Raw genomic sequence first — 25,434 nt, 5'->3', positions numbered from 1 at the left:
CCATCTGGAGGATTCATGCCCATCCGAGGCCCGCAAAGCGGCCAGGGCCGTGGCACCGTCTTCGACCGAGCCGCCGCCAGTTATGGGCGCATCGGCGGGCAGTTCTTCGAACAAGCCGGGCAGGCCCTGGTGCAGCTAGCCCTGCCACAGCCGGGCGAGGACCTTCTCGACGTCGGCTGCGGTCGCGGCGCCTCGCTCCTGCCCGCAGCCGCGGCCGTTACCCCCTGCGGACGAGCCGTCGGTATCGACAAGTCGCCAGAGATGGTCAGCCAAGCGAACCAGGCACTTGCTGCCCGCGAACTCACCCACGCATGCGCGGTAGTTGCCGACGCAGACTCTCTTCCCGCAAGGACGGGAACCTTCGACGTCCTCCTCGCCGGCCTCGTCCTTCAATTCCTTCCAGAGCCACAACACACCCTCCGGCGACTCACCCACATGCTTCGCCCCGGAGGCCGCATCGCCATCTGCACCCCCGCGGCAGCACCCGACGACCTGGACATCGTCGACCGCACCGCAGACGCGGCCCTCATCGAGTTCATGGGCTCATCTGCACAGGAACGAGCACCGATGCCGGGAATCGACAGCTCGGCCATAGTCGCCGCTATGCACCAACTCGAGTACGTGAAAATTCAAGTGTTGAATATGTTCTTCCCGATCTCGGTGCCGGTCTCGAAATTCTGGGACTGGCGCATGTCACACGGCAGAAGAACACAACTGGAGAGGATTCCAGAAAAGGACAGGGAGCGTGCGCGCGAAAAATTGGTGGAGAGCGTGCGCGCAGTCAGCGTCGCCGGTCACGTGCACCTTCCCATGCCCGTGTGCATGATCGCGGCATGCCGAACGTAGCGGCTTGCGATCCACCGCACGAGGCCGGCCTGCGGTCACGGGGTGATCAGCGCTGGCGACAGAGGGGTAGGCTTCCTCTCCGCTCAGCGGGACGAGCGGATCCGACAGGGAGCCTGTGTCCGTCCCCTTCATCGCGGCCGGAACCGTGCTCTGCGTTGCCGGCAGACCCGTTCACAGTTGCCATCTCGATACCGTCCGCTGGCGCGCAAGTGGAGCCGCGGCGCTACAGCACCTGCGATGCAGCCCATTCTGTAGGGCGTGTGCCTCTCGGTTCTTCTAGGGGCACGAAGCAGGAACTCAGTCGAACAGCCCGGCCCCGCGGCTCTGCGCGCGTGCCAGCCGCCGCCAAGGCCGGGCCAGCCGCAGGCCGACAGTGATGTCATGGTCGGAGGCGTCCAGGTCAAGGTCCATGACAGCCATGCCTGGACGGTCCGCTGCCGGGCAGCGGGCAAGCCACCGGCCTCCCGGACCGATGATCCCAGCGGGGGCTGTGCGGCCGAATTGCGCGGGCACCGAGTAGCCGATCCAGTAGTTGAACAGCGTTCCGTATGCCTGGGCGACGACGGCGCGGGCGGCGTCGTCCACCATCACCGACAGCAGGACCACGTCCACATCAAGCGCCTCGTACTGGTCAAATAGCTCGGGGAAGTTCGCCTCGATACATAGCGCGCAGCCAATCCTCAGCCCGTCGACCTCGAATACCACCGGCTCACTGCCGGGGGAGTACAGGCGGGTGGCCTCGGTGTGGGAGAGAATCCGCTTGTCGTACCTGGCAACAATCTCTCCCCGATCGGATACGACCAGCAAGGAGTTCCGTGGGGCCGCGGCTGCGGGCTGAGGACGGATGGTGCCGAACGCCACCCACACGCCGAGCTCGCCGGCGAGCAACCGGATCGACTCTTCCTCTTCGCCCATGACATCCCAGGCTGCCTTCGCCCAGCTCGCCCTCCCAAGGTCACCAGTCGGCATGGCATCCGGGTCGGGGTAGACGATCGCCCCCTCGGGGAACTGGACCAGCCTGGCTCCGGCAGCGGCGGCATCACGCATCAGTGAGCGGATCTGAGCCCCACTCGCCCGAAGAAGCGCAGGGTCGGCTGGGTCCTCCGGGACGTTGCTCTGCGCCACTGCCAGCCGTAGACGACGGACAGCGCCTGCATGGTGCGGCATGTCCCATCGTGGCGTCGGTGGCGCGGACGAGCTGGCGGTGGAACGGGGCACGGTTGCCTTCCTAGATGTGGACACTGCAACCAAAGCCGCAGATAGTCACATTATCTAGCAAACCTGAATTAAGGGCGCAATGCGACCGGTAGCCCCTGGGTGTCCGATCGGCGACAGCGGCGCCGAGCGGACGGCGCCGCTGGCATCCTCCCAGGCCGGAGCGGCTTTACCCGATTTTTCATGATCACCACATCAGCAGAAGTGGCGGCTGCGGGGGCTGCCGATGTGTGCGTCGCGTCCTGACGGATCGCCAAATCCCGCTAGGCTTAGGACCCTTGCTCGGGCCAGTCAATGCGCAAGGGAGCCACCGCACCGTGAGTAACAGCTTCGTTCACCTGCACAATCACACCGAGTACTCGATGCTCGACGGAGCGCAGCGAATGAAGCCCATGTTCGAGGAAGTGGCGCGCCAAGAAATGCCGGCAATCGCCATGAGCGATCACGGCAACATGTTCGGGGCATACGAATTCCAGTCAGTGGCTAAAGGATTCGGCGACGTAAAGCCCATTATCGGCATTGAGGCATATGTCGCCCCTTCGTCTCGGAGGCACAAGAAGCAGGAGTTCTGGGGGCCGGGCGGACGGCGCGCGATGAGTGATGACGGCGAGGGTTCGAAGGACGTCTCGGGCGGCGGCCGCTTCACTCACATGACCATGTGGGCAGAAAACGTCCAAGGCCTCCGAAATCTCTTCTATCTCTCCACGGAGGCCTCCTACACGGGGCAGTTCCCGGCAGGCAAGCCGCGTATGGACATGGAGCTGATCAGCGAGCACCCCCAAGGGATCATCGCCACCACTGGCTGTCCCTCGGGCGCCATCCAGACCCGTCTGCGCCTGGGGCAGTACGAGGAGGCGCGAGAGACTGCCGGTGCGTACCAGGATATTTTCGGCAAGGACAGCTACTTCCTCGAGTTGATGGACCACGGCCTGTCCATTGAACGCGAGGTGCGAGACGGACTGCTTCGCCTTGCAAAGGAACTGAACATTCCCTTGCTGGCAACCAATGACGCACACTACGTCCAACCGACCGACGCGGAGGCACACGACAACCTCCTCTGCATCGGAGTGGGAAAAAACAAAGACGATCCCAACCGCTTCAAATTCCAGGGCACCGGCTACTATCTCAAGACCGCGGCCGAGATGCGCGAACTGTTCTCGGAACTGCCGGAAGCCTGCGATAACACATTGCTGATCGCCGAGCGCATCGGCTCATACGACGACGTATTCGACAACGTCGATGAGATGCCGCAGTTCCCTGACGTCCCAGAAGGGATGACACAGGAGGAGTACCTGCGCAAGGACGTCCTCAAAGGACTCGCCATGCGCTATGGAGACCCAATCCCCGATCCCGTAATGGAACGCTTCGAGACCGAGATGAAGATCATCGGTCCGATGGGATTCTCCTCGTACTTCCTCGTCGTCGCCGACATCTGCAAGTACGCACGCGACAACGGCATTCCGGTTGGGCCCGGCCGTGGTTCGGCAACCGGATCCATCGTCGCCTACGCCACTCGGATCACCGAACTCTGTCCGCTTGAACACGGACTCCTGTTCGAGCGGTTCCTCAACCCGGAGCGCATCAACCCGCCGGACGTCGACCTCGACTTCGACGACCGCCAGCGCGACCGGATGGTCCGGTACGTCACCGAGAAGTACGGTGACGAGTACACCGCCATGGTCAACACCTTCGGCCGGATCAAGGCGAAGAACGCGATCAAGGATTCCTCGCGCATCCTCGGCTACCCGTTCTCCCATGGTGAGCGGATCGTGAAGGCGCTACCGCCGGACCAGCAGGGCAAGACCATCACCCTGTCGGGCATCTGGGACTCCCAGCACCCCCGGTACGGCGAGGCCGGCGAGATCCGGGCGCTGTACGAGAACGAGCCCGATGTGAAGAGGGTCATGGACACCGCCAAGGGTGTCGAAGGCCTGATGCGCGGCACTGGCGTGCACGCCGCTGCGGTGATCCTTTCCAAGACCCGCCTGACGGATCGCATCCCCCTGCACATGCGCGCCTCTGACGGCGTGAAGATCACAGGGTTCGACTACCCCAGTTGCGAAAACATGGGGCTGGTCAAGATGGACTTCCTGGGGCTGCGCAACCTCGGCGTCATCGACCAGGCGATCCAGAACATCCGGGAAAACCGCGGAATCAAGCTGGCGACAGTGGATCCAATGGACGGCGACACAGAGACAGTCGTCATCCCCTTGGACGACACCAGGACCTACCAGCTCCTGGCCGACGGCAACACGTTCGGAGTTTTCCAGCTCGACGGCGGCGGCATGCGCACCCTGCTGAAGCTGATGCAGCCCACCCGATTCGAGGACATCGCCGTAGCGCTCGCGCTCTACCGGCCCGGCCCAATGGCCGCCAACGCCCACACCAACTACGCACTGCGGCAGAGTGGCAAGCAGGAACCCGCTCCAATCCACCCGGACCTGAAGGAAGCCCTCGACCCGATCTTGGGCTCCACCCACCACCTGCTGGTCTACCAAGAGCAGATCATGGCCATCGCCCGGCAACTCGCCGGTTACACCCTGGGCGGCGCCGACATGCTCCGCCGAGCCATGGGCAAGAAGAAGCCTGAGGTCCTGGCCGCGGAGTGGGACAAGTTCGCAGGCGGCATGAGAAGCAATGGCTACTCAGAAGAGGCGATTAAAGCCATCTGGGACGTCATGCTGCCGTTCTCCGGCTATGCCTTCAACAAGTCCCACACTGCGGGCTACGGCCTGGTCTCCTACTGGACGGCGTACCTCAAGGCCAACTACCCCGCCGAATACATGGCCGCGCTGCTGACCTCAGTCGGAGACGACAAGGACAAAGCAGCCGTCTACCTGGCCGATGCCCGCGCGAACGGCGTCCGCGTTCTACAGCCGGACGTCAACGAATCGACCGCAGAGTTCACCGCCATCGGCGACGACGTGCGATTCGGTATGAGGGCCGTTCGTAACGTCGGCGATGCGGTGATCGAGGCCATCGTTGCTGCACGCCGTTCTAAGGGGAAGTTTTCCTCGTTCACGGACATGCTTGACAAGTGTGACCTACCTGCCCTGAACAAGCGGGCCATCGAGTCGCTGATCAAGGCAGGTGCCTTCGACTCCCTCGGCCATTCCCGGCGCGGCCTGTGCGCGATCCACGAAGACGCTATCGACGCCGTCGTGCCCGTCAAGAAGGCAGCCTCTTACGGGCAGGACGATCTCTTCGCCGGGCTGGGAGGCAGTGAAGCCGAAGACACTGGGGCCGGGTTCGGGCTCGACTTCCCTGTCGACGAACAGGAGTGGCCTCGCCGGCAGCTTCTCGCTACCGAGCGGGAGATGCTGGGCCTGTACGTGTCAGCGCATCCTCTGGACGGTGCCGAGCACATTCTCTCCGGCTCCAGGGACACCACGATCGCTGAACTCTTGGCCTCCGGACGGACCCAAGGAGACGTTCAGCTCGCCGGCCTGATCACCGGCGTCCAGCGGAAGATGACCAAGCAGGGAAACAACTGGGCCATCGCCAACCTCGCAGACCCTACAGGGTCCATTGAGGTGCTCTTCTTCCCCGCCGTCTACCAACTCGTTGCTCACGCTCTGACTGAAGACAACGTCATTTCAGTCAAGGGAAAGATCGAGGACCGAGACGGCACCCTGAATATCTTCGGTAGGGAGCTCTCGGTCTTGGACGTCTCTAGCGCCGAGCACGGCGGCAAACCCCCCGTGCGCCTATCGCTTCCCCTTCATCGTGTCTCCGACCAGACTGTCGCGGACCTGAAACGCATCCTGTATGCGCACCCTGGCGACAGCCCCGTCCACCTGTCTGTCCGCGGCCCGCAGAAGACAACTGTCTTCGCCTTGGCAGCACAAGTCGACGCTGCCTCGCTGGCGTCCGACATCAAGGGCACATTCGGACCGGATGCTTGGCAAGGTGTGGCGTGACTGACGCACATCGGACCGGAACGGCTCCTTTCCTCGCCAGTCATGACGAGCTATTCGTCAAGATCGCCGATGTATCGGACTGCCGGGCCTGCGGCACTCCTGGGCTACTTCTCGTCCGGTATAGGCACTCGTGGAAAAACCAAACCGGAGATGATGTTCCGGGAATCCGCGAGACCCTGTTATGCCCCCAGTGCTCTCACCAAAACTCAGATGCCGCCGAGCTGATCGCACTATTTTCCGTTGACGAAAAGATGAGTTCCGAGAACGTCAACGTTTTCGGTGGGCTCGTCGCAGCATGGGTCGAGTCGCTACGCCAGGAGCGCGTTGACGAGGAGCTTCTCGCAGCGGAACACGAGTTGTGGCTGCGCGGCGAACTCTGAAGGCGGCCTGGTGGCGGGATGCAGTCGGACATCAGACTTAGCGGAGGAAAAGAGGCCACAGACGCCTACGCGCACTGCACTCTGCAGCCGATCGAGCATCGGCTGGCTTTGTGCAGTCCCAGTTCAAAGGATCCTCGGGGCAGTGGGGCCATGGTGTGACATGGACGCCTCCGACATCAGTCGTATAATCGGAGAGATTCCTCATGTGGATCGACTATTACTCCATACACGGAATTGTCCAGGTCAGTTATTAGAGCCGCAAACTTCGTGCCGATCTCGAAGTGCCAGCTCTCGTACCAATGGGGCACCCAGCCGCCGTGGGTCATAGCCGCGAGCAGCAGCGTTCTGTTGGCGCGAGCCTCCTCAGGGAGGGCATGGGAATCCAGGAATGACATTTCGCCGGGTCTATTGGACTTGACGTTGATCCGATAGCCGATGTCCAGCTCTGTCCCGTCCAGGGAGGCGAGGGTGACATCGACCGCGCCGCCGCAGCTGTGCGGGGCGACCCAGGGCGGAGAAACGTACCGGCCGGCCAGCTCGATGAGCTGATCCGAGGTTATATCCGGATGTTCAGCGGCCAGCCGCGACATCTCCTCCTGGAAATATCGGCTCTGCTGGGCCGGCGGCCGGTAGCACTCGACGACGCGCAGTCTGCGGCCGCGCTCGCGCAGGTACTGTTCAGCCACCCATAGTTGATCCACCAAGCCTGAGCGAATCATGGCAAACGTCTCGGTGACGGTGGCCTTGCGCTCGTCGATCAAAAACCGGTCGTCGTCGCGTAGAGACACAAGCGGCTCACCACAATCGGCGACCCGCACGGCTACGACCCGCGGATCAGACATCGCAACGCCCTCCCCAACGATCTCAGGCGTGCAGAGAGCGCCGGGGAGGAACAGGCGAGAATCTTCTCTCATAACTCGGCTGCCTTCGTTCCTGTCATGTAGAGGAGGTCGGGGATGGCGGGAGTAGGCGGCGGACACGTGCGGCGTCGCGCGGGCTGATGGATGTGTAGACCCGGAGCGAGTGCTCGAACGCGGCGCGGGCCTGGTCGCTTTGGCCAGCCTCTTGCAGGGTGCGACCGAGCAGTTCGAGACTGCGGGCTGTCCAGCGCGGGGAACGGGCAGCGGTGCACTCTGCGACGGCCTGTCGTCCCTCGCGCTCAGCGGTGCCGTGGTCGCCGGACAGGGCGTGTGCGCGTGCGAGCCAGGCCAGGGCGCGGGCCGCGTCGAAGGCGTCCTGGATGTCTAGGAGCGCCGTGCGCGCGGACATGAGCCGGGTGATGGCTCCAGCAGTGTCACCGAGGCTGATGGCCACCTGTCCTAGGGCGGTGTCGCTGAGGGCGACCGCGCGGGTGTAGGTGCGCTGTTCGTACGGGTCCGTAGCCTCAACACCAAGGATTTGGCGTAGAGCGCGGCCCTGTTCGAGCGGCGCGCGGGCGGCGTCCATGCGGTCGGCGGCCAGGTAGGTGGAGCCAATTTCGTGCAGGGCCTGGGCCTCGGCGCGTCGGTCGCCGCTGGCGCGGGCGATCTGCAGTACCTGCTCGAATCGCTCGACGGCGGTCTCGAACTGGCTGTCGCTGCGCAGGCCGACGCCCCAGGTGTTGAGCATTTCCTGCTCTGCGAGCCGGTCACCGCACTCGCGCGCGGCCATGAGGCCGAGTTCGTGCGCCTCGAACCAGAGGGCGTGGTCGTGGGTGAGGCGGAGGTAGGCCCACAGCGCATGGACCAGCTGCCACGTGGTCTGTGGGAGCCCGGCCGCTGCCGCCGTGCGAACGGCGGGCAGCAGGTTGTTGCTCTGGGCGTGGAGCCAGGCGGCCGCTCCGTCCTTGCCGGTGAACGGGGCGGGTCCATAGGGTTCGAAGCGGTAGTCGCGGGCCAGACGGCGGTGGGTGTCCGTCAACAGGCGCTCGGCCGCGGTGATGGTGGCCAGGTAGAAGTCGAGTCCGCGGCGGGTCTGTTCGTCGAGTTCACCGTCCGTCGACTCGGCCACCGCTCGGTGCCGGGCGTACGCGCGGACCTCGTCGTGGAAGCCGTACACCGTGCCTCGGGCCGCGTCTTCGCGCACCGTGGCCAGGAGGCCGGCGCCCGCGAGTGCGGCCAGCTTCTCTTCGGCCCTCTCCAGGGGGAGGCCGCAGACGGCGGCGGTCACTGCCGCGTCGAGGTCGTGGGGGAAGAGGTGGCCCATGCTGCGGAAGACGCGGGCGCTCGGGCGGGGCAGGCCCCAGTAAGCCTCGTTCAGTGAGCTGTTCATGGCGACTCCGAAGCGGGTGAGGCCGTGCGTTGAGGCGAGGACCTGCTGGCGCCTGTGTGTCAGTGCGGTGGCCAGCTCGGCCAGGGAGCGGTCGGGGTGGGAGGCCAGAATGGTCCCGGCCAGGGCCAGGGAGAGGGGAAGCCCGGCCCCCAGGGAGGCGATGACGTGCGCGGCCCGCCGGTCGCCCGCGACGCGGTGTTCGCCGGCCACGGCCGCCAGGTACTCCTGGGCGGCGGCAGGGGAGAACGGCTGCAGGTGGTGGTGGAGGGCTCCGTCGCGGCCGAGATCAGCCAGCGGCGTCCGGCTGGTGACCACGAGCAGGTGCTCGCGCCCACCGGGCAGTATCGCGCGCACCTGATCCGCCGCGACGGCGTTGTCCACGAGCACCGCAACCGGCCGGCCGGAGCGCTCGGCCGTCACCGACCTCCACCACGCGGCACGCTCCTCCACCCCGGAGGGCAGATCACCGCCATACAGGGAGCGCAGCAGCTGACCGAGGGCTTCGTCGAGCCGTGCCGGGCCCGCCGGGTTGTATCCCCGCAGGTCGACGTAGAGCTGTCCGCCGGGGTACTCGTCCCGCAGCTCGTCCAGGAGACGCTGGGCCAGGGTGCTCTTGCCGACGCCGGGCGGCCCGTGGACAGCCACCACGCGGACGTACGGCGATCTGCTCCGGATCCACGCGATCAGGCTCTCAAGATCCTCGGTGCGGTCCGTGAACGTGGCAGGCACGGGCCTGACCTGCCACGGGGTGGGCGGGCCGAGCGGGGCCTGATGGAAGTGGACACCGCCGGTGATACTGCCTGACTGGATGGTCGGTCCGTGCACGGTGACATCACGCATCGTGTTGTCGGTCCGGGGTCCGTTCCCTGGGGCGGGCGAGGTCGCCGTCACCGCTCCTCCTCCAGACTGCGCAGCCGATCCGCCTCATCCGGACGGATCACCTCGACGAGGGCCGCAGCCTGCCGGAAGCACTCCCGGGCAGCGCCGTCGCTCCCGCGCGCCCGGTGGGCGCGGCCGAGCATCTCGAGCGCGCGGGCCTGCCAGCGGGTGCTGCTCGCCGCCGCGAACACCACGAGCGCCTTCTCCAGGTCGCTGATGCCGACGTCGAGATCACCGATCAGAACTCGGGTGTATCCCTGCAGAGCGAGCGCGCGAGCCGCGTCATAGGAGTCGTCGACGCCGGCGAGAACGCTGTGCGCGGCGGCGAACCGGTCGAGGGCCTCGGGCTCCGCGGCGCGGCTGAGTGAGATCTCGCCGAGCAGGACCGTCGCCAGCGCGACGCCGCGCCGGTACCCGCAGGAGTCCCACAGGGCCACGGCCTGGGTGATGTACGGCTCGGCCTGCGCGGGGCGGCCGGTCTCATGATGGCAGGCGCCTATTCCGAGCAGCGCCTGGCCCTCGTCGCGCACGTCGCCTTCGGCCTGTGCGGCCTGCCGGGCCTCGCCGTACCAGGTGAGCGCTTCCTCCAGGCGACCGGCCGAGCTCAGGCCGATCGCCCCGGACAGCAGCATCTGCCGGACGGCAACGGCGTTCCCGGTACGGCGCGCCGCGGCGAGTCCGTCCTTGTGCGTCTGGATCCACAGGGGGTAGGGGTGGCGGCGCAGGAACAGGGGCCAGAAGGCGTCGACGAGCATCCAGGCCACGTCGTCGGCGCCGCTGGTGACTGCCGCCTCCAGCACGCCGGGGAGGTCTGACTCATACGCCTCCAGCCAGGCCATCGCACCGGCTTCGTCGCGGAAGACGGGCGGGGCGTCGGCCTGAACGGGCAGCTGGCTGCGCAGCAGCGTGGCCTGAGCGGGAGTCAGCATGCGTTGGGCCTGGGTGGCGATCGCGAGCATCCACGTACACAGCCGCCCAACCTGCCGCCGCCGCTCCACTGGATCGTCGCGCCGTTCGGCGAGCGTAAGGGCGTGCTCGTGTATGGCCGAGGCCAGTCGGTAGCGCGGGGCAAGGCCGGCCACGGACGTGCCGGGGGTCAGCAGCTGCTCATCGGCAAGGACACCGAGCAGCCGATCGGCGTCGGCCCGCTCCAGACGGCAGACGGCGCTCACCAGGTCCGGATCGACGGCAGCGACCGGCAGCAGCGCGAGGGACCGGTACACGTATTGCGCCATCGGCCCCAAGGAGTTGTAAGTCTCGGTCAGTCCAGCGGAGATGGCCATCCGTACGGGATCCTCACTACGGGGGTGGACGAGGGCTGCGGCCGCCGCGGCGAGGGCGTGTTCGGGCCGGGACTTCAGCCGGGCTCCTGCCAAGGCGAGCGGCAGCGGCAGGTGCGCGCAGCGGGTCGCGAGGTCGGCGGCGGCCTCAGGCTCGGCTGCGATCCGCTCCTCGCCGAGGAAGCGAGCCAGCAGAGCGATCGAGGAACTAGGGGCGAGCGGGCGCAGGGGCAGGTGTGCGGCGCCGTCCACGGCCAACTCCCACAACGACCGGCGGCTGGTGACGACGGTCGTGCTGGAGGAACCGGCGGGCAGCAGCGGCGGGACCTGACCGACTTCGACCACGTTGTCGAGCAGGATCGAGACCGGGCGGGCGGCCGTGACCGAACGCCACAGGGCACTCAGCTCCTGCAACCCGGCCGGCGGCCGGCCGATCCCGAAGGCGCGAAGCCACGGCCGCAGCACGTCCTCGGCCCGGGCCGGACCGGCCAGGCCGCTTAGCTCGGCGTACAGCTCCGGCCGTGCGGCGTCGGTGGTGGAGGTGAGCCACCGCGTGGCGAGCGCTGTCTTGCCGACCCCGGCGAGGCCGGTGATCACCACCTGTCTGCCGCCGTTGCGACGTGCAGCGTCCAGGGCGTCGATCTCCGCCGCACGGTCCACGAAGTGCGGTGTGATCGGTGGCAGTTGGTGCGGCGTGGGCGGCGGCTGCGGGGCTGCGTGATGGTGGAGGCCGCGGTGGACGTAACGGGCCTGGACGACGAGGCCGGACAGATGGGCATCCCCGCTAATCTCATTCGTCGTCGTCACGGTGCTCCTCCATACCGGAGGGCCTCTGGTAGCCGCGGTTGCGCATGGTGACCTTGGCGTCGCCGAGGATCCGGTGGATGTTGCCGTAGGACCTCCCCGTCTTCTCGCAGATGGCGCGGATCGCCATTGGCTTGGGTTCGACATAGAGCGAGACGACGTAGGCGCTGAAGGCTTTCGCGAGGTCTCCGGTGAGGCGCTGGCCGGGCTTCACCACCGGCGCCTGCTCTCTCTCTGCGGGTGATGGGGAGGCGTTCGCGGCTGTCGGCGTCGGCATGACGTGTCCTGTTCAGATTCGGGTTTCGTCGAGGGCGAGGTCGAGGAAGCCGCCTGCTGCCCACAAGCGGTGAAGTTCCTGCTCGTACACGGAGTCGATGGGGAGATATCGACCTGCGAGGCGACGGCCAGGCCGTGGATGTCATGTCGGCGTAGCGCCGCGTAGGCCCCGGGCCAGGGCGAAGCAGGTCACCGGGTCGTTCCTCCACGTGTCGTCGACGTAGGTCTCGGTGACCTCGAAGCCGACCTGCCCGGCGCAGCCGAGGGCTACGGCGCGCCGCTCACCGGCGCTGCTGTTGTCTTTGACCAGGACGTAGGCCGCCGACGAGGTTGGCCACCGGCACACCGGGACGTCGGGACCCCCGATGAGCCGGAGCGCCGTTGCTGAGGGCGTGCCTCTCGAGGTCGGCGCTTCCGCCACGGACCCCGTCGGTGGCGCCGCCGCCGTGAAGTCAAAAGGTTCGGACCGGCCAGGCAGGGTGCCGTGGTCGCAAGAGATCGCCGGACGGCACTGGTCGCTGACTCCGATGTTGCCGTGGAAGAAGTCACGGCTGGGCCGAAAGCTGTTCCGTTTATGACGGACGTTAGGTCACTGCCTTCGCTGAGGCTGCATACCGGGCTAGCTCGGCGTGCAGAGTCGAGTACACGCGCTCAGCGAAGGCGTAGTCGTCGTCGCTTACCTCGGTGCGGAGCCCCTCGAAGTTCTTGTTCACTTGTTCTGGGCTAGAAACCCCGGCCACCACGATGGAGTCGGGGCAACGCCTGAGGCAGTAGTGCAAGGCAATCCGCGCGAGAGCCTGCGGATCCCTCCCGAAGCGGTTGCGGAGTGCCTCCAAGCCGCGATCGATGATCTCCAGGTCCGCCGGGGTGTACCGGGAGCGAACGTCGCCAGGCGAGAAGACAGATCCGGGACCGTACTTCCCGGTGAGCAGCCCGTGCAGGAGCGGTTCGTGGATCATGGTGGCGACACCGCGCCGGCGTGCGAATGAGAAGACACTCTCGGCTCCGCCCACAGCGGTGTGGCCGGTCTGCGGTTCGAGCGGGCTGGCCGTGGTGCTGAGAACCTGCGGGTTGAGCTGATCGAAGAGGAAGTCGTAGCGCGGCTGGCTTCCCCAGTAGCCGGCGCTCGGATCGGAAGTGGCTGGGCTTACCGGCAGGATGCCAGGCACGCGCAACCCGATCGCCGTGACGTCGCCGGAGTCGCGCAGGGCCCTGAGGGTGTCCCGTGCTTCTTCAAGGTAACGGTCGCGCGGCCCGAAATCGGTGTGGGCGAGGACCAGCACATCAAGGTGCTTCACGCCCAGGTTCTCCTGGGTCTGCTCCACCTGACGGAAGAGGTTGAGGGAGCTGTAGGCGTGCTGGCCGGTCCCCTTGTACGTGCCGACTGTGCATGTGATGCGCACGCTCGTGCGCGGCACCTGGGTGAGCATCCTGCCCAGCAGCCTCTGAGAGTGGCCGAGCCCGTACACGTCCGAGGTGTCGTACACGGTCGCCCCCCGGGCGTACGCGTGAAGCAGGGCGTCGACCGCGCTGCCGTCGGCCACATGGGCCCATCCGACCGGACGTCCCTCATTGGTCGCCGGACCACCGATGGGCCGGCAGCCGACCCCCAGGGGATATTCGTCCGGCCCGGCCACCAGGCGCCGGGGGGACAGATATGAAGCGGTCACGAAGGCTCGCTCTCTTCGCGGGGATCAGGGGCGCCGCTTCGGCCCGCTGTGGCGGGCACGTCGGCGCGAAAGAAGTTGCGGGCGGCGGCGGTGCTGCCAGCCTGCCCCCACTCACCGTGGCATTCGTCCGGCGGCCGCGTCCAGGAGACCGGTGTGTCGTCCCGGTGGTCACTTTTCCAGCAGGCGGCTCTCAACGACCTGAAGATTTGCAAGGGTTGTGCCGTTTTCGCCGCCCGGGTTCGCGGGGTGGGGCGCGAAAAACGACCACCGGGACGACACACCCGCACCCTGGCGGAACGGTCCAGGAGCGCGGCAGGGTGTTGATCAGTTCCAAACCGGCCTGCTGAAGCCGGACTTGGAGCTGACGAGGACTGCACCACCCATCACGTCCCTCAGGCGAGAGCCCGGGAGCACTCGACCACTCGCCTGTCACCATCCGCCGCTTCCCCGGATACCGAACATCCCCCAGGGTGACCCTGACATCACCCCACGGTGTCCGGGGAGGCGGCCTCGATACCCGAGGACCTGACCGTGACTGCGATACACGAAGTGGCCATCGCGGCCTTGAGCGCCACAACCGCCGGCAGCCTCGCCGCCGCGGCGCTCATGGCACGATCACGCCGGACGCTCTCTCGCAGTCATGCCAAGGCCCAAGACGGTGCTGCGGCCGAGGAGCAGTGGAGGAACGAGGCGCTGCAGCACCTCGTGAACGTGCAGCTGCCCAGCCTGGCTCTGCATCTGCGCAGCGCCCACTACCCCGTTCCTGGCCTGATGGACACCAGCCTCTCCGGCACCGAGTTCGCGGCCTTCCTCGACTCCGTCCAGGAACTGTTCGCGAGGGCGGTTCTCGCAGAGCGGCACCGCGTGGATGCGGCCGCCCGCGCCGCACTGCGCGGCGCCTGCATGGAGATCCAGGCGAAGTCGTACCAGATGCAGACCGATCTCGATGCTCTGCAGCAGGCGTGCGAGGACGAAGAGACCCTCAAGAACTACTTCCGCCTCGACCACCTCAACGAGCAGCTGGCGCGCCTGGTCCAGAAGGCAGCGATCGTCACCGGCTCCTGGCCCGGCCTCGTCCGCCCGGACACCCATCTGCCCGACCTCGTCACCGGGGCGACCTCCCGCCTGCACGGCTTTGAGCGCATCCATGTCCACTCCAAGTTGCGCACCGACACCGTCGGCGTCGTCGGACGCGCTGCGGAGCCGATCGCGGTGGCCTGCACGGAGCTGCTCGCGAACGCTCTGGAGTCCTCACGCGCGGACCTCTCGGTGGAGGTCACCCTCCTGCAGCCCGACAACGGCGCGGTGTGCATCCAGATCGACGACGCCGGCAAGGGCATGACCGCAGAGGAAGCCAGCAGAGCGGCACAACTGCTCGCCGGCAGGCAGCAGGTCCTGCTGACCGAACTCGGTGATCCTCCCGCCCTCGGCTTCGCGGCCATCGGCCAGCTGGTCGCCGACCACGGATTCCAGGTCACCGTCGATCAGGTATCCACCTACTCGGGCGTCCGCGCGGTCATCACCATCCCCCCAGCTCTGGTCACCTCGATCAACCCCCACACGGATCCCCTCTCCGCCATGTCCCCTCGGCCTGCCCCCGCACCCCGCGCACCCCGCCGAGCGATCACCACCGACGACTCCCCGGCCGCCAGTCCGGACAGCGGGGCCTTGCCCCAGCGGCACCGCCGCCGCCGCAGGGAGCCCACCTTGGAGGAGCGCACCGCCCCGGGCGGCCATCCCCCTGAGCCGGAGCAGGCCCGCTCGACCTGGGACGCCTACGAACAGGGGATAGCCGCCGGACGAGCCGCCCCTTCTGACATCCGAAACGAGGACCGAACATGAACAGCTCCACCCTCGGTGCGCAGATCGCCGATCCGTCCTGGGTCCTGGACCCGATCACCACGATCAACGGTGTGCACGTCGCACTGATCATCTCCTCCGACGGAATCGTCGTGGGCGCGTCCGAAGGCACCACCACGGGCCCGGCCGACCGCACCAAGAGGGACATGGACGACCGCGCCAAGAGAGACACGGTCGACCGGATCTCCGCGGCGATCTCGTCCCTCCATGGAGCGGGCCGCGCCGCGGCGGTGGAGGCCCTCGGCGCCCATGAGAAGACACCCATCTCGACCATCACCGTGCAGCTGGACGCCGACCCCACGTCGCAGGGCGGCATGAGCGCCGGCACCCTCATGGTCATGCCCGTCGGCGGGGAGACCAACGCCTACCTCGCCGCCGCGTTCGGCCCGGCGACGCCGATGGGCATCATCGCGCAGACCATGGCCAAGCAGGCGAAGAACCTCGGTGACCAGCTCATGACCGTGTCCTCGCGAAACGACGGCCCGGCCTCATGAGCCGAGGCCAGGGACGCAGGCTCGTCCCGAGCTACCTGGCCCCCGGAGGCAGCAGCGCTCCCACCCGCAATTCGCTTCAGGCGCTCACCGCGCTCATCGCCACCAGCCTGCCGGCCAAGCCCCACCACACCCCGGCCCAGCAGCGGCTGCTGGACCTGACCGCCAAGGGGCCGCTGACCGTCGCGGAATCCGCTGGCTACCTGCGACTGCCGATGGGGGTCTGCATGATGCTCGCCTCCCAGCTCGTCGACGACGGCAACCTGATGGCCCGAGCGCCCCTCTCCGGAGTTCCTGACGGCATTCGGACACCCGGGGCCGGGCGGCCTACCAAGTCTCTCCTGGAAAGGGTCCGCGATGGTCTCCTCACCGCCCTCTAGCAGCCCGCCCTCACCGGTGTACCTGCCCGACGGGGACTTCGACCTGGTGAAGATCCTCATCGTCGGGCCGTTCGGGATCGGCAAGACCACGGCCATCGAGACGGTGTCCGAGATCCGCAGCCTGCACACGGAAGAGCCGATGACGCAGGCCGCGGCGTCCGTCGACGGCCTCGTCGTCGACGGCAAGAGCACCACCACGGTTGCCATCGACTTCGGCCGCATCACGCTTCGCGGCACCCGCATCGTCCTGTACCTGTTTGGGACGCCCGGACAGGAGCGGTTCCGCGTGATCTGGCAGGACATCGCTCAGGGAGCCCTCGGCGCCCTGGTCCTCATCGACACCCGCAGACTCGACGCCTCCTTCGAGGTGATGAACCTCGTCGAGGACGCCGGACTGGACTACGTCGTCGCGCTGAACCAGTTCCCCGACACCCCCCAGCACGAGCTCGACCTCGTGCGCAGCAAGCTTGACCTGGAAGACCACACCCCCCTCGTCACCTGCGACGCGCGGGACCGCACGTCGGTACTGGACGCGCTCAGAACACTGGCCGACCACCTCGTATCCCGCGCCGGAGCCGAACTGTCATGACAACCGCCCCCCAGCAGTCCGCCGTGCTGCTCTACACCGCCGAGCACGCCGCCGACCCCCAGCGCAGCTTCGCCCGCCTGCGAGAGCAGGGCCCCGTGGGACTCGCCGAGATCGACGCCGGCGTCCTCGCCTGGGTGATCACCGATTACCGGGCCGCCCTGGACCTGCTCCGCGACCAGACCGGCCTGTGGACCAAGGACACCCGCGGGTGGATGGAGTACGTCCCCGCCGACAGTCCGGTCATGCCGATGATCCAGTGGCGCCCCAGCCTGTTCTTCGCGGACGGGCAGGAACACGCCCACCTGCGCCGGGTCATCACCGACAGCTTCGCGCTCCTCGACCCCCGGCACGTGCGGGACACGACGCTGCGGCACGCCGACACGCTCCTGGCCGAGTTCTCCCACGCCGGGCGGGCCGACCTCGTCAGCCAGTACGCCCGGCGGCTCCCCCTGATGGTGCTCAACACCCTCTTCGGGAAGCCCGACGACGCCGCAGCCCAGCTCATCGACGCAATCAAGGCGATGACGAGCACGGACCTTGCCCGCAAAGCCCAGGGCGAGCAGGCCCTCGGCGCCTACCTCAGCACGCTCTACCAGACGAAGGCCGCCCGGCGAGGCCACGACCTCACATCGTGGTTCATCGACCACCCCAACGGCTTGTCCCCAGAGGAGGTGATCAACCAGATCCTGATCACGCAGGGCGCCGCCTGGGAGACACTGGCCGGTCTCATCGCCAACACCGCCGCCCGCATGCTCTCCGACCCGCGCTACCGCGGCACCCTGACGACCGGCAGCCTGCCCATAGGGCACGCCGTCGACGACGTCCTGTGGAACGATCCGCCACTGGCCATGTACAGCCTCCACCGGCCGAACCGTTCCGTGCACTTCCACGGTCGTGACATCGAGCAGGGCCAGCCGGTCTTCGTCTCCTACGCCGCGATCAACACCTGCCCGTACACCGGGCAGACCCGTGAGGGGTTCCGCTCCGACCGCAAGGCGCACCTGGCGTTCGCCGCCGGCCCGCACGAGTGCCCCGCGCAGTCCATCGCCCTCGTCGTCGCGATCGCGGCGATCGAGCGGCTCACCGCCACCCTGCCAGACATCGAACTCGCCGTACCGGTCGAGCAGCTGACGCACCGGCCCGACCCCAACTACCGCGTCCTCACGGCCCTTCCCTGCCGCTTCACCCCTCTCGCGCCGGCACCGAACACCCCGCCGCGCCCGGTGAGCACCGAGTCGCGACGGCCCGCGGCCGGGCGGCTGCCGGCGGCAGCCCGGCCGCGCTGAACCTCGCCTTCCCCGCACCACACAGCAAGGAGTACAGCGCCGCGCCACGGATAAGCCCGGCCCGGCCACGTCTACCCGCGCCTCATCGCGGCCATCTCGGTCCACTCGGAAGAAGAAGGAGGCTCCCATGACGGTCCTCGACCAGATGGGGAAACGCCAGCCGGTGCCACACACCACCGTCCTGTCGGATCTGTCCGCCGTACGGGACGAAGTCGATTCGATCCTCACCGACTTCCTCGCCGGCAAGGCCCAGGCCGCACCCGGGCCAGAGTTGGCTCCGCTGTTCACCACGCTGAGCGGTCTCCTTGTCGGCGGCAAGCGCCTGCGGGCGCACCTGTGCGTCGCAGGGTGGTACGCCGGTGGAGGGTGCGGCGACCGGGAGCTGATTCTGCGTGTGGCCGCGTCCCTGGAGCTTTTCCATGCCTTCGCCCTGATCCACGACGATGTGATGGACGGCAGCGACCTGCGCCGCGGCCTCCCCACAGCGCACCGCGCGCTCACCACTGCGTACATCGCTGACGGGGGCACTCCCCGCCGGGCCACGGCTCACGGCCAGGCCGCCAGCCTTCTGCTCGGCGACCTCGTCCTGACACTGTCGGACGACCTCATCCGCACCGGCCCCGGCGCGGATGCGATGTGGCGGATCCAGCCTCTGTTGGAGACCATGCGCAGCCAGCTGGTGTACGGCCAGTACCTCGACCTGGCGTCCACCGGCCGCCCCTGCGACAACGTCGAGGCCGCGCTGCGGATCGTGCGCTACAAGACCGCCTCCTACACCGTGGAGTGGCCGCTGCGCATCGGCGCGGCTCTCGCCGACGCCGGACCCGATGTGCACAGCGCCTGCAGCGAGTTCGCCATCCCGCTGGGAGATGCCTTCCAGCTGCGCGATGACCTCCTCGGCGTCTTCGGCGACCCGGCCACGACCGGCAAGCCAGTCGGCGACGACATACGGGAGGGCAAGGCCACCGTGCTGATGGCGCTCACCCTGCAATCGGCCTCCGCCACCGACAGGCAGCTGCTGCGCAAGGCGATCGGCAACCCGGACCTGACGGACGAGGACTTCGTGCGCGTCCGTCAGGCCATCGAGCGGTCCGGCGCTCGCCGGCAGGTCGAGACGATGATCACGACCCGGCGCCATGCGGCCCTGACCGTACTCGAACGGGCCCCGATCCCTTTCCCCGCCGCCGAGGCCCTGAGGGAGATCGCCGACATAGCCACGGAGCGGCAGGCGTGACCAGCACCCAGGCGGGAACCAGCACCGCTGTCATACCGAAGGCGCCTCGCCGGTTCGACTCCCAAGCCGTCCGCCTGATGGCGGACATCGACGCCGACCCGTGGGGCAGCGTCCGCGCATCGGTGTACGAGACGGCCCGCGTCATCTCCCTGGCCCCGGACTTCGCCGGACACGGTACCCGGCACGGATGGCTGCTGGACCAGCAGCTGCCGGACGGCACCTGGGGCGAAGGCCCGGCACGGTACCGGCTGCTTCCGACGCTCAGCGCCGTCGAAGCCCTGCTCGCCACCATTGTCCGGGATGCGACCGCCACCGTCCCGGCCCGGGCCCGCCTCGCGTCGGCCGCCGCCGACGGTCTCACCGCGCTGCGCAGGCTGCCGGCCGACGGGCGGTGGCCGGACACGGCAGCCATCGAGGTCCTCGTCCCCAGCCTCGTCGCCCGGATCAACAGCCTCCTGGACCAACCCGCGATGGGCACGCAGCCCCACCTCGGGCCGCTCTCACGCGGGTCGCGCCCAAGCGTGCCGCACAGTTTCCGGCCCAAGCGGCACGAGGAGATCGCGCAGCGGTGCCGCACCGGTGTCCCGGGCAAGCTCCACCACACCTTCGAGGGCATCGCCCGGCATCTGCCCGGCAACACGGTGCCCGTGCCGCACGGTCTGCTCGGCAGCTCACCCGCGGCCACGGCCGCATGGCTCGCCTCACAGCCGGAGGGCACACAGGGCGAACAGGCGAGGGCGGCCCTGTCAGCCGCAGCCCGCCGTTACGGCGGGCTCTTCCCGGAAGCGGCACCGATCCGTGTCTTCGAGCGACTGTGGGTCGCCGCCGCCCTCGCCCGCCCCGGCCTGCCGCCCGCGTGCCGGGCCACGGCCGGGGCCTGGGCACACGACATCTACGACCCGGCCGGAGTCCGCGGCGCCCCAGGCCTCCTGCCCGACGCCGACGACACCGCAATGGCCGTGCTGGTGGCCGCCCTCACCGACACATCGGGCGACCCTGCCCCGCTCGCCGGGTTCTGGGCCGACACCCACTACCGGTGCTACCTCGGCGAGGACACCGGATCCGTCACGGCAAACGCCCACACCCTCCAGGCGCTGACAGCGCACCTCCGATTGCGCCCGGTCCACCACCCGCGCATGGACCTGGTGCGCGACTGGCTGGTGGAGCAGCAGACCGACGGTGCCTGGACGGACAAATGGCACGCCTCCCCGTACTACGCCACCGAGCGGTGTGTGCGAGCTCTCCTCGGCCACAACGGACCGGGCACCCGCCAAGCCATCCAGGCAGCCGTCGACCGGGTCCTGGCCAGCCAGCGCGACGACGGAACCTGGGGTATCTGGGGCGGCACAGCGGAGGAGACCGCGTACGCGGTGCAGATCCTCCTCGCCGATCCCGCCGCCGCCACGCGGCCCGAGTGGCGCACAGCGCTCCAGCGCGCCGAGCACGCCCTCGACGACTGGGGCACCTGGCACGAGCCGCCAGCGCTGTGGCACGACAAGACGCTCTACGCCCCCACCGCGATGATCCAGGCCGAGATCCTTGCCGCCCGCGAACTGCTGACCCGGCACGGCCCCGGACGGCACACGGAAGGAGTGGCCTCGTGACCGCTGACCACCGGCTCGCGCCGATCGCTCCGGGCAGGCGCCCGCTCATCGGACACGTGCTGCCGCTCCTTCGCGACCGACTGGGCTTCCTCCAGCAACTGCGCGCCCACGGCCCCATCGTGCGGATCACGCTCGGTCCGAAGTCCGTGACCGTGGTCAACTCGCCCGAGCTGATACACCAGATGCTTACCGCCCAGTCCGGTCACTTCACCAAGGGGCTGCTCTTCGAGAAGTTGAAGCTCTTCGGCAAGGACGCCCTTCCCGTCGCCGAAGGCCCCGGGCATCTCGCGCGCCGCCGGCTGATGCAGCCCGCCTTCCACCGCGAGCGGGTCACCGGCTACGTCCAGACCATGCACGACACCGCCGCCTCGGCCATCGACGCCTGGAGAGAGGGGGATGAACTCGACCTGAAGACTGAGATGCAGCTGATGGCCCAGAACATCGTCATGCGCGCCGCGTTCTCCGCCGCCCCCGCACCTCACACCGCCCGCGCGATCCTCACGAGCGTGGACACCCTCTTCAAGGCGGCCCTCCGGCGCGCCCTCGTGCCGCTGCCCCTGCTCGACCGGCTGCCCACCCGCCACAACCGGCGGCTCGCCCGCGCCAGCAGCAACCTGCACCACGCGGTGACCGGCATCATCACTGACCACCTCACACGCCCCGGCGACTACGACGACGTCGTCTCGATGCTCCTGGACGCCCGGGACGAGACCGGCGCTCCGCTGCCGGACGACGAGGTCCTGTCCGAAGTCACCGGCCTGCTCGCCGCCGGATCTGAGACGACGGCGGTCGTCATGGCCTGGCTCTTCCACGAGATCGGCCGCCACCCCGACCTCGAGCCACGACTCCACACCGAAGTCGACACCGTCCTGGCCGGACAGGAACTCACCGCCGACCATCTGCCGCGGCTGACGTTCACCCGTGCTCTTGTCCAGGAGACCCTCCGCCTGTACAGCCCCGGCTGGCTGGTGACCCGGCAGGCTACCGCCGCGGTCCGGCTCGGAGACTTCACCCTGCCGGCCGGCACCGACGTCGTCTGGAGCCCCTACACCCTGCACCGCGACCCCGGCCTCTACCCGGACCCGTTGCGGTTCGACCCCGACCGCTGGCTGCCGGACCGGCTCCAGCCGCCGAAGAACGCCTTCATCCCGTTCGGCGCCGGCAAGCGCCAGTGCCTCGGCGACGTTTTCGCCTGGACCGAGATGACGATCATCACGGCCCTCATCGCCGCCCGCTGGCGGCTGCGACCGGCCCCCGGGATCCGGCCTGTGCCGGTCGGCGCGATCACGGTCCACCCGTCTGTCCTGCGGATGAGAACTGAAGCCCGCCAGAGCGGCACCGCCCGGGAGGCGGCGTGAACAGCGGCCCCGGCATCGCGCCCGTCCCCCTCACCCTGCCCGATCTCGGTGCTGCCTTCCCCGGCCCGTTCCCGACCAGCCCCCACGCTGTCACCGCGGACAGACACCTCCGGCGCTGGGCCGCCGAACGAAACCTGCCCGTGCCGGCCGACGAGCTCCGCACCCTGTGCGGCATCACCAGTCAGGGCATCGTCCGCGCGCTGCCCACCGCCGATCTCGACAGCCTGCTGCTCGCCGCCGAGCTCTTCCTGTGGCTCGTGGCCTTCGACGACATTCACGGCGAGACGACCGCCGCGGCCGACCCCGCCGCCCTGGCGGGCCACATCGACGAGCTGACCTGTGTCCTGGCAGGCGACACCCCCACGGCGCCGACAGGTCCGTTCACGACAGCGCTACGCGACCTCCTCGACCGCATCCGGGAAAGGGCCGCACCCAGCCAGTACCTCGGGCTCACCGGACACCTGCGCGGCAACCTTGTCGGGCTTCTCTGGGAGGCCCAGTACCTGACCGACCCCAGCCGCGTTTCCCTGCACACCTACCGCACGATGCGGCCCCTCACCGTCTTCGCCCGCACCATCACCGCCATCACACCAATCGCACTCTCCTACAAGCTGCCCGACCGGCAAGGCACTGCGGACCTGGTGGACCGTCTGGAGTCCTCCGTCGCGCGGCTGGCCGGCTGGGTCAACGACCTCGCCTCCTATCCACGCGAGGCAAGCCGAAGCCCCGTCCCGCCGTTGAGCCTGCCGACACTGCTGATGCACGAGCGCCATCTCCAGCTCCCCGAGGCGTTCACGACCGCCGCCCGGATGTGCGAAGAGCAGGCCGTGCTCACCCGCACGCTCATTGATGAGCTGTCTGTCACCGGCTCCTCGCCGCTCACGCTCCATGCCCAGGCCCTGAAGCACATCGTCCACGCGTTCATCTGGCACATCGACCACGACCGGTACACCACCCCGTGACCTGAGCCGGGGCACTCGCCTCACCACCGAAAGCGCCTCCCATGCCTGTGAAGATCCGCACCGCACAAGCACTCACCCAGCTCACCCCGGCCGAGAAGCGGGCCGCCGAACACCTTGTCACCGGCGCATCGAACGCCAAGGGTGCCCAGGCCCTGGGCATCAGCACCACGACGTTCACCGGCTACATCGTCGCCATCGGCAAGAAGTTCGGCATCACCAGCCGGCGCGGCCGGCCCGCCCGAGCCCACGCCGTACTGGCAAGCGGACAGGTACCCCCGCCGCCGTCCCCCGAGCGCACCCCCGACTTCACCGAGCGGGACCTGCGGCTGCTGCGCGCGCTCGCCGAGAACGCGGAGACCCACGACATCGCCAGGGCGGCCGGGATCGCCTCCGCCGATGTCCGCCCGTTGATCGACGACCTCGTCGACAAGGCCGGGGCCGACAATGACACGCACCTGGTCGGCCTCGGCCACGCCTGGGAGCTCCTCAACACCGGCCCCAGCCAGCTGGCTGGGGCCGCGCAGGCGCCCCACGCCGCGGACCCACCCTTGGAGGCGAGCCGGTCGCCTTGGGGCGCGACGCCTACGACAGCGGGATCGTCAGCGATTACGGTTCGAAGGTGAGCGTCGGGACGCTGTGCGGCCCGCACGCGGGCCGCAACATCGACGGCGCGATGACCTCCTGCAAAGCCATCTCCTGGATGAACTGGACCTCCGCCCACAGCAGATGGGACACACTGCCGGCTGCCTTGAGGTCTTTGCGTCCGACCGCGACGTGAAGGTGAGGGGCCAGGGAGTCGGTATCCGGGCTCCAGGCGAGGGTCCCGGCGCCCACGGCCTCCACTGTCTCTAGGACGGTCTCGTCCCACACGGGCGCTTCCGGGTCCTGCAGCGGACCGGCCGCCCCCACCAGGTGCACCCGCCGGAAGCCGCCGAGGAACATCGGGATGATCGCTTGCTGTATCCCCTGCTCCGCGCAGAAGTCGGTGAGCTCCTTGACGAAGTCGTCGCCGTCGTCGAAGGCCAGCGCGAAGGAGCGCCCCAGGGTCAGTTCGGTGGCTCGCATCAGCCTCGTCCCTCCGCGGTCGTTCCGGCGGGAGCGAACGTCGCGCGGATCGTGTCGTTGTCGGCGCCACTGCGCAGCAGCACCCTCAGGAGATGGCGGGCCTTATACGGGTCGAGGTGTCCGGCGCCGATGAGACCGCGGGAGAGCAGGTCCTTCTCCGATCCGTCGAACCCGTACGCGCGCGTGAGGGTGGTGCCGGCTCCGGTGCGGGAGGCGAGGACGACAGGGATCCGCTGGGCCGCCTTCGCGAGGACGGGAACCCAGGTCTCGGGGACGTGGCCGACTCCGAAGCCGGCGATGACCATGCCGTCGACCTGGTTCAGCAGCACCTCCAGAAGAGCGCCGTCGTCGCCGAGGGTCGCGGGGTACAGGGCGACGCGAGCTGGCCTGTCGAGGGTCGCGGCGAGGGGGCGGGGCGTGTGCGCGGGGACAGTGAGCAGGCGGAGGGCGCCTTCCGCGACGATGCCGAGGGCCCCGGTGTCGGGGGCGGTGAACGCGCTGGTGCTCGTGCTGTGCGCCTTGCGGACACGCGCGGGGTCGAAGACCTGGTCGTTGAAGACCACGAGAACGCCCAGGCCGCGGGCCTGGGGGCTGGCCGAGACGGTGATGGCCGCGAGCAGGTTGGCCGGCCCGTCGGCGCCGGCCAGGTGCGGGGCGCGCATGGCTCCGGTGACGACGAGCGGGGCCTGCTCCGCGTACAGCAGGCTCAGCAGGTAGGCGGTCTCCTCCAGGGTGTCGGTTCCCTGGGTCACGACGATGCCGTCGACGGTGCCTTCGTCGGCCATCGCCCGGAGCCGGTTCGCGAGGCGGTCGATGTCGTCCAGCGTCAGCGAGGCGCCGGGCTTGCTCGCGAAGGACAGCGTCTGGATGTCGATGTCCGTGCCGTCCAGCTGGGGTACCGCGGCGAGCAGGTCCTCCGCGCTCAGGGTAGGACGAGCCGCTCCATCACGGTCGGAGGGCATCATGGCGATGGTGCCACCGAGGCCGACCACGACAACGGTGGGACGGGTGCAGTCCTTCGTCAACGCTGATTCCTCAGATCACCTTGGGAGCAGAGCGGGTTGAGCCTATCGACCTCCATCGCG

22 protein-coding genes are annotated in these 25,434 nt (G+C 68.3%); 13 read left to right on the top strand and 9 right to left on the bottom strand.

The genetic code is table 11. From position 1 onward, the window contains the following. Nucleotides 1-15: 15 nt before the first annotated feature. Entirely contained in the window at nt 16-846 is an 831-nt protein-coding gene (locus ACPXCS_RS28580; protein WP_425823663.1) for a class I SAM-dependent methyltransferase, read from the top strand. Between the two features lie 297 nt (nt 847-1,143). On the opposite strand, the gene ACPXCS_RS28575 is transcribed toward ACPXCS_RS28580, so the two are convergent. Then, nucleotides 1,144-2,013 (bottom strand): carbon-nitrogen hydrolase family protein, encoded by an 870-nt coding sequence (locus ACPXCS_RS28575; protein ID WP_425823665.1) that lies wholly within the window; start codon nt 2,011-2,013, stop codon nt 1,144-1,146. A 365-nt stretch (nt 2,014-2,378) separates the two neighbouring features. Here ACPXCS_RS28575 and dnaE point away from each other — a divergent pair, with 365 nt between their 5' ends. Both dnaE and ACPXCS_RS28565 read left to right on the top strand, forming a co-directional pair. Next, on the top strand, nt 2,379-5,981 hold the full coding sequence (gene dnaE / locus ACPXCS_RS28570; protein ID WP_425823667.1) for a DNA polymerase III subunit alpha: 3,603 nt from the start codon (nt 2,379-2,381) through the stop codon (nt 5,979-5,981). Beyond that, the gene (locus tag ACPXCS_RS28565; protein ID WP_425823669.1) at nt 5,978-6,361 is read left to right on the top strand and encodes a DUF6300 family protein; all 384 of its coding nucleotides are present in this window, start codon (nt 5,978-5,980) and stop codon (nt 6,359-6,361) included. The genes dnaE and ACPXCS_RS28565 overlap by 4 nt, the downstream gene beginning before the upstream one ends. A gap of 176 nt (nt 6,362-6,537) precedes the next feature. Here ACPXCS_RS28565 and ACPXCS_RS28560 read toward each other — a convergent pair whose 3' ends face one another. From ACPXCS_RS28560 to ACPXCS_RS28535, 6 genes are all read right to left on the bottom strand, one after another. Further along, the gene (locus ACPXCS_RS28560; protein WP_425823671.1) at nt 6,538-7,203 is read right to left on the bottom strand and encodes a M15 family metallopeptidase; all 666 of its coding nucleotides are present in this window, start codon (nt 7,201-7,203) and stop codon (nt 6,538-6,540) included. A gap of 94 nt (nt 7,204-7,297) precedes the next feature. After that, nucleotides 7,298-9,340 carry a tetratricopeptide repeat protein gene (locus ACPXCS_RS28555; protein WP_425823673.1) on the bottom strand — a complete coding sequence of 681 codons (2,043 nt, stop codon included), beginning with the start codon at nt 9,338-9,340 and terminating at the stop codon, nt 7,298-7,300. Between the two features lie 158 nt (nt 9,341-9,498). Beyond that, nucleotides 9,499-11,577 carry a tetratricopeptide repeat protein gene (locus ACPXCS_RS28550; RefSeq protein ID WP_425823675.1) on the bottom strand — a complete coding sequence of 693 codons (2,079 nt, stop codon included), beginning with the start codon at nt 11,575-11,577 and terminating at the stop codon, nt 9,499-9,501. After that, entirely contained in the window at nt 11,561-11,851 is a 291-nt protein-coding gene (locus ACPXCS_RS28545) for a helix-turn-helix domain-containing protein (RefSeq protein WP_425823677.1), read from the bottom strand. Before ACPXCS_RS28545 ends, ACPXCS_RS28550 begins: the two co-directional genes overlap by 17 nt. Nucleotides 11,852-11,992: 141 nt before the next feature. Further along, the gene (locus ACPXCS_RS28540) at nt 11,993-12,196 is read right to left on the bottom strand and encodes a hypothetical protein (protein ID WP_425823679.1); all 204 of its coding nucleotides are present in this window, start codon (nt 12,194-12,196) and stop codon (nt 11,993-11,995) included. A gap of 238 nt (nt 12,197-12,434) precedes the next feature. Then, on the bottom strand, nt 12,435-13,394 hold the full coding sequence (locus tag ACPXCS_RS28535; RefSeq protein ID WP_425823681.1) for an aldo/keto reductase: 960 nt from the start codon (nt 13,392-13,394) through the stop codon (nt 12,435-12,437). Between the two features lie 657 nt (nt 13,395-14,051). Here ACPXCS_RS28535 and ACPXCS_RS28530 point away from each other — a divergent pair. The 10 genes from ACPXCS_RS28530 (at nt 14,052) to ACPXCS_RS28485 (ending at nt 23,907) form a co-directional block, all read left to right on the top strand. Further along, entirely contained in the window at nt 14,052-15,362 is a 1,311-nt protein-coding gene (locus ACPXCS_RS28530; protein ID WP_425823683.1) for an ATP-binding protein, read from the top strand. Next, nucleotides 15,359-15,874, top strand: a complete 516-nt coding sequence (locus ACPXCS_RS28525) for a roadblock/LC7 domain-containing protein (protein ID WP_425823685.1) — start codon at nt 15,359-15,361, stop codon at nt 15,872-15,874. The genes ACPXCS_RS28530 and ACPXCS_RS28525 overlap by 4 nt, the downstream gene beginning before the upstream one ends. Further along, nucleotides 15,871-16,251, top strand: coding sequence for a DUF742 domain-containing protein (locus tag ACPXCS_RS28520; RefSeq protein ID WP_425823687.1), 381 nt, complete (start codon nt 15,871-15,873; stop codon nt 16,249-16,251). Before ACPXCS_RS28525 ends, ACPXCS_RS28520 begins: the two co-directional genes overlap by 4 nt. Beyond that, nucleotides 16,229-16,840 (top strand): GTP-binding protein, encoded by a 612-nt coding sequence (locus ACPXCS_RS28515; protein ID WP_425823689.1) that lies wholly within the window; start codon nt 16,229-16,231, stop codon nt 16,838-16,840. Before ACPXCS_RS28520 ends, ACPXCS_RS28515 begins: the two co-directional genes overlap by 23 nt. Next, nucleotides 16,837-18,126, top strand: a complete 1,290-nt coding sequence (locus tag ACPXCS_RS28510) for a cytochrome P450 (RefSeq protein WP_425823691.1) — start codon at nt 16,837-16,839, stop codon at nt 18,124-18,126. The genes ACPXCS_RS28515 and ACPXCS_RS28510 overlap by 4 nt, the downstream gene beginning before the upstream one ends. A 127-nt stretch (nt 18,127-18,253) precedes the next feature. Further along, the gene (locus tag ACPXCS_RS28505) at nt 18,254-19,360 is read left to right on the top strand and encodes a polyprenyl synthetase family protein (RefSeq protein WP_425823693.1); all 1,107 of its coding nucleotides are present in this window, start codon (nt 18,254-18,256) and stop codon (nt 19,358-19,360) included. Further along, nucleotides 19,357-20,964, top strand: coding sequence for a labda-7,13-dienyl diphosphate synthase (locus tag ACPXCS_RS28500; protein ID WP_425823695.1), 1,608 nt, complete (start codon nt 19,357-19,359; stop codon nt 20,962-20,964). Before ACPXCS_RS28505 ends, ACPXCS_RS28500 begins: the two co-directional genes overlap by 4 nt. Then, nucleotides 20,961-22,322 carry a cytochrome P450 gene (locus tag ACPXCS_RS28495; RefSeq protein WP_425823697.1) on the top strand — a complete coding sequence of 454 codons (1,362 nt, stop codon included), beginning with the start codon at nt 20,961-20,963 and terminating at the stop codon, nt 22,320-22,322. Before ACPXCS_RS28500 ends, ACPXCS_RS28495 begins: the two co-directional genes overlap by 4 nt. Further along, nucleotides 22,319-23,284, top strand: coding sequence for a terpene synthase family protein (locus tag ACPXCS_RS28490; protein WP_425823699.1), 966 nt, complete (start codon nt 22,319-22,321; stop codon nt 23,282-23,284). The genes ACPXCS_RS28495 and ACPXCS_RS28490 overlap by 4 nt, the downstream gene beginning before the upstream one ends. 41 nt (nt 23,285-23,325) lie before the next feature. Continuing rightward, nucleotides 23,326-23,907: a hypothetical protein gene (locus ACPXCS_RS28485; protein WP_425823701.1), complete on the top strand. Its 582-nt coding sequence runs from the start codon at nt 23,326-23,328 to the stop codon at nt 23,905-23,907. Here the strand turns inward: ACPXCS_RS28485 and ACPXCS_RS28480 are convergent. Both ACPXCS_RS28480 and ACPXCS_RS28475 read right to left on the bottom strand, forming a co-directional pair. Beyond that, the gene (locus ACPXCS_RS28480) at nt 23,891-24,349 is read right to left on the bottom strand and encodes a PPC domain-containing DNA-binding protein (protein ID WP_425823703.1); all 459 of its coding nucleotides are present in this window, start codon (nt 24,347-24,349) and stop codon (nt 23,891-23,893) included. The two genes, ACPXCS_RS28485 and ACPXCS_RS28480, sit on opposite strands and share 17 nt — an antisense overlap. Next, on the bottom strand, nt 24,349-25,374 hold the full coding sequence (locus tag ACPXCS_RS28475; protein ID WP_425823705.1) for an asparaginase: 1,026 nt from the start codon (nt 25,372-25,374) through the stop codon (nt 24,349-24,351). The genes ACPXCS_RS28480 and ACPXCS_RS28475 overlap by 1 nt, the downstream gene beginning before the upstream one ends. Between the last annotated feature and the right edge of the window lie 60 nt (nt 25,375-25,434).

Origin of the sequence: Streptomyces sp. DT190, from assembly GCF_049846985.1 — a bacterium.
In the GTDB taxonomy this organism is placed as follows: domain Bacteria; phylum Actinomycetota; class Actinomycetes; order Streptomycetales; family Streptomycetaceae; genus Streptomyces.
This window is presented reverse-complemented; position numbering and strand designations above follow the sequence as displayed.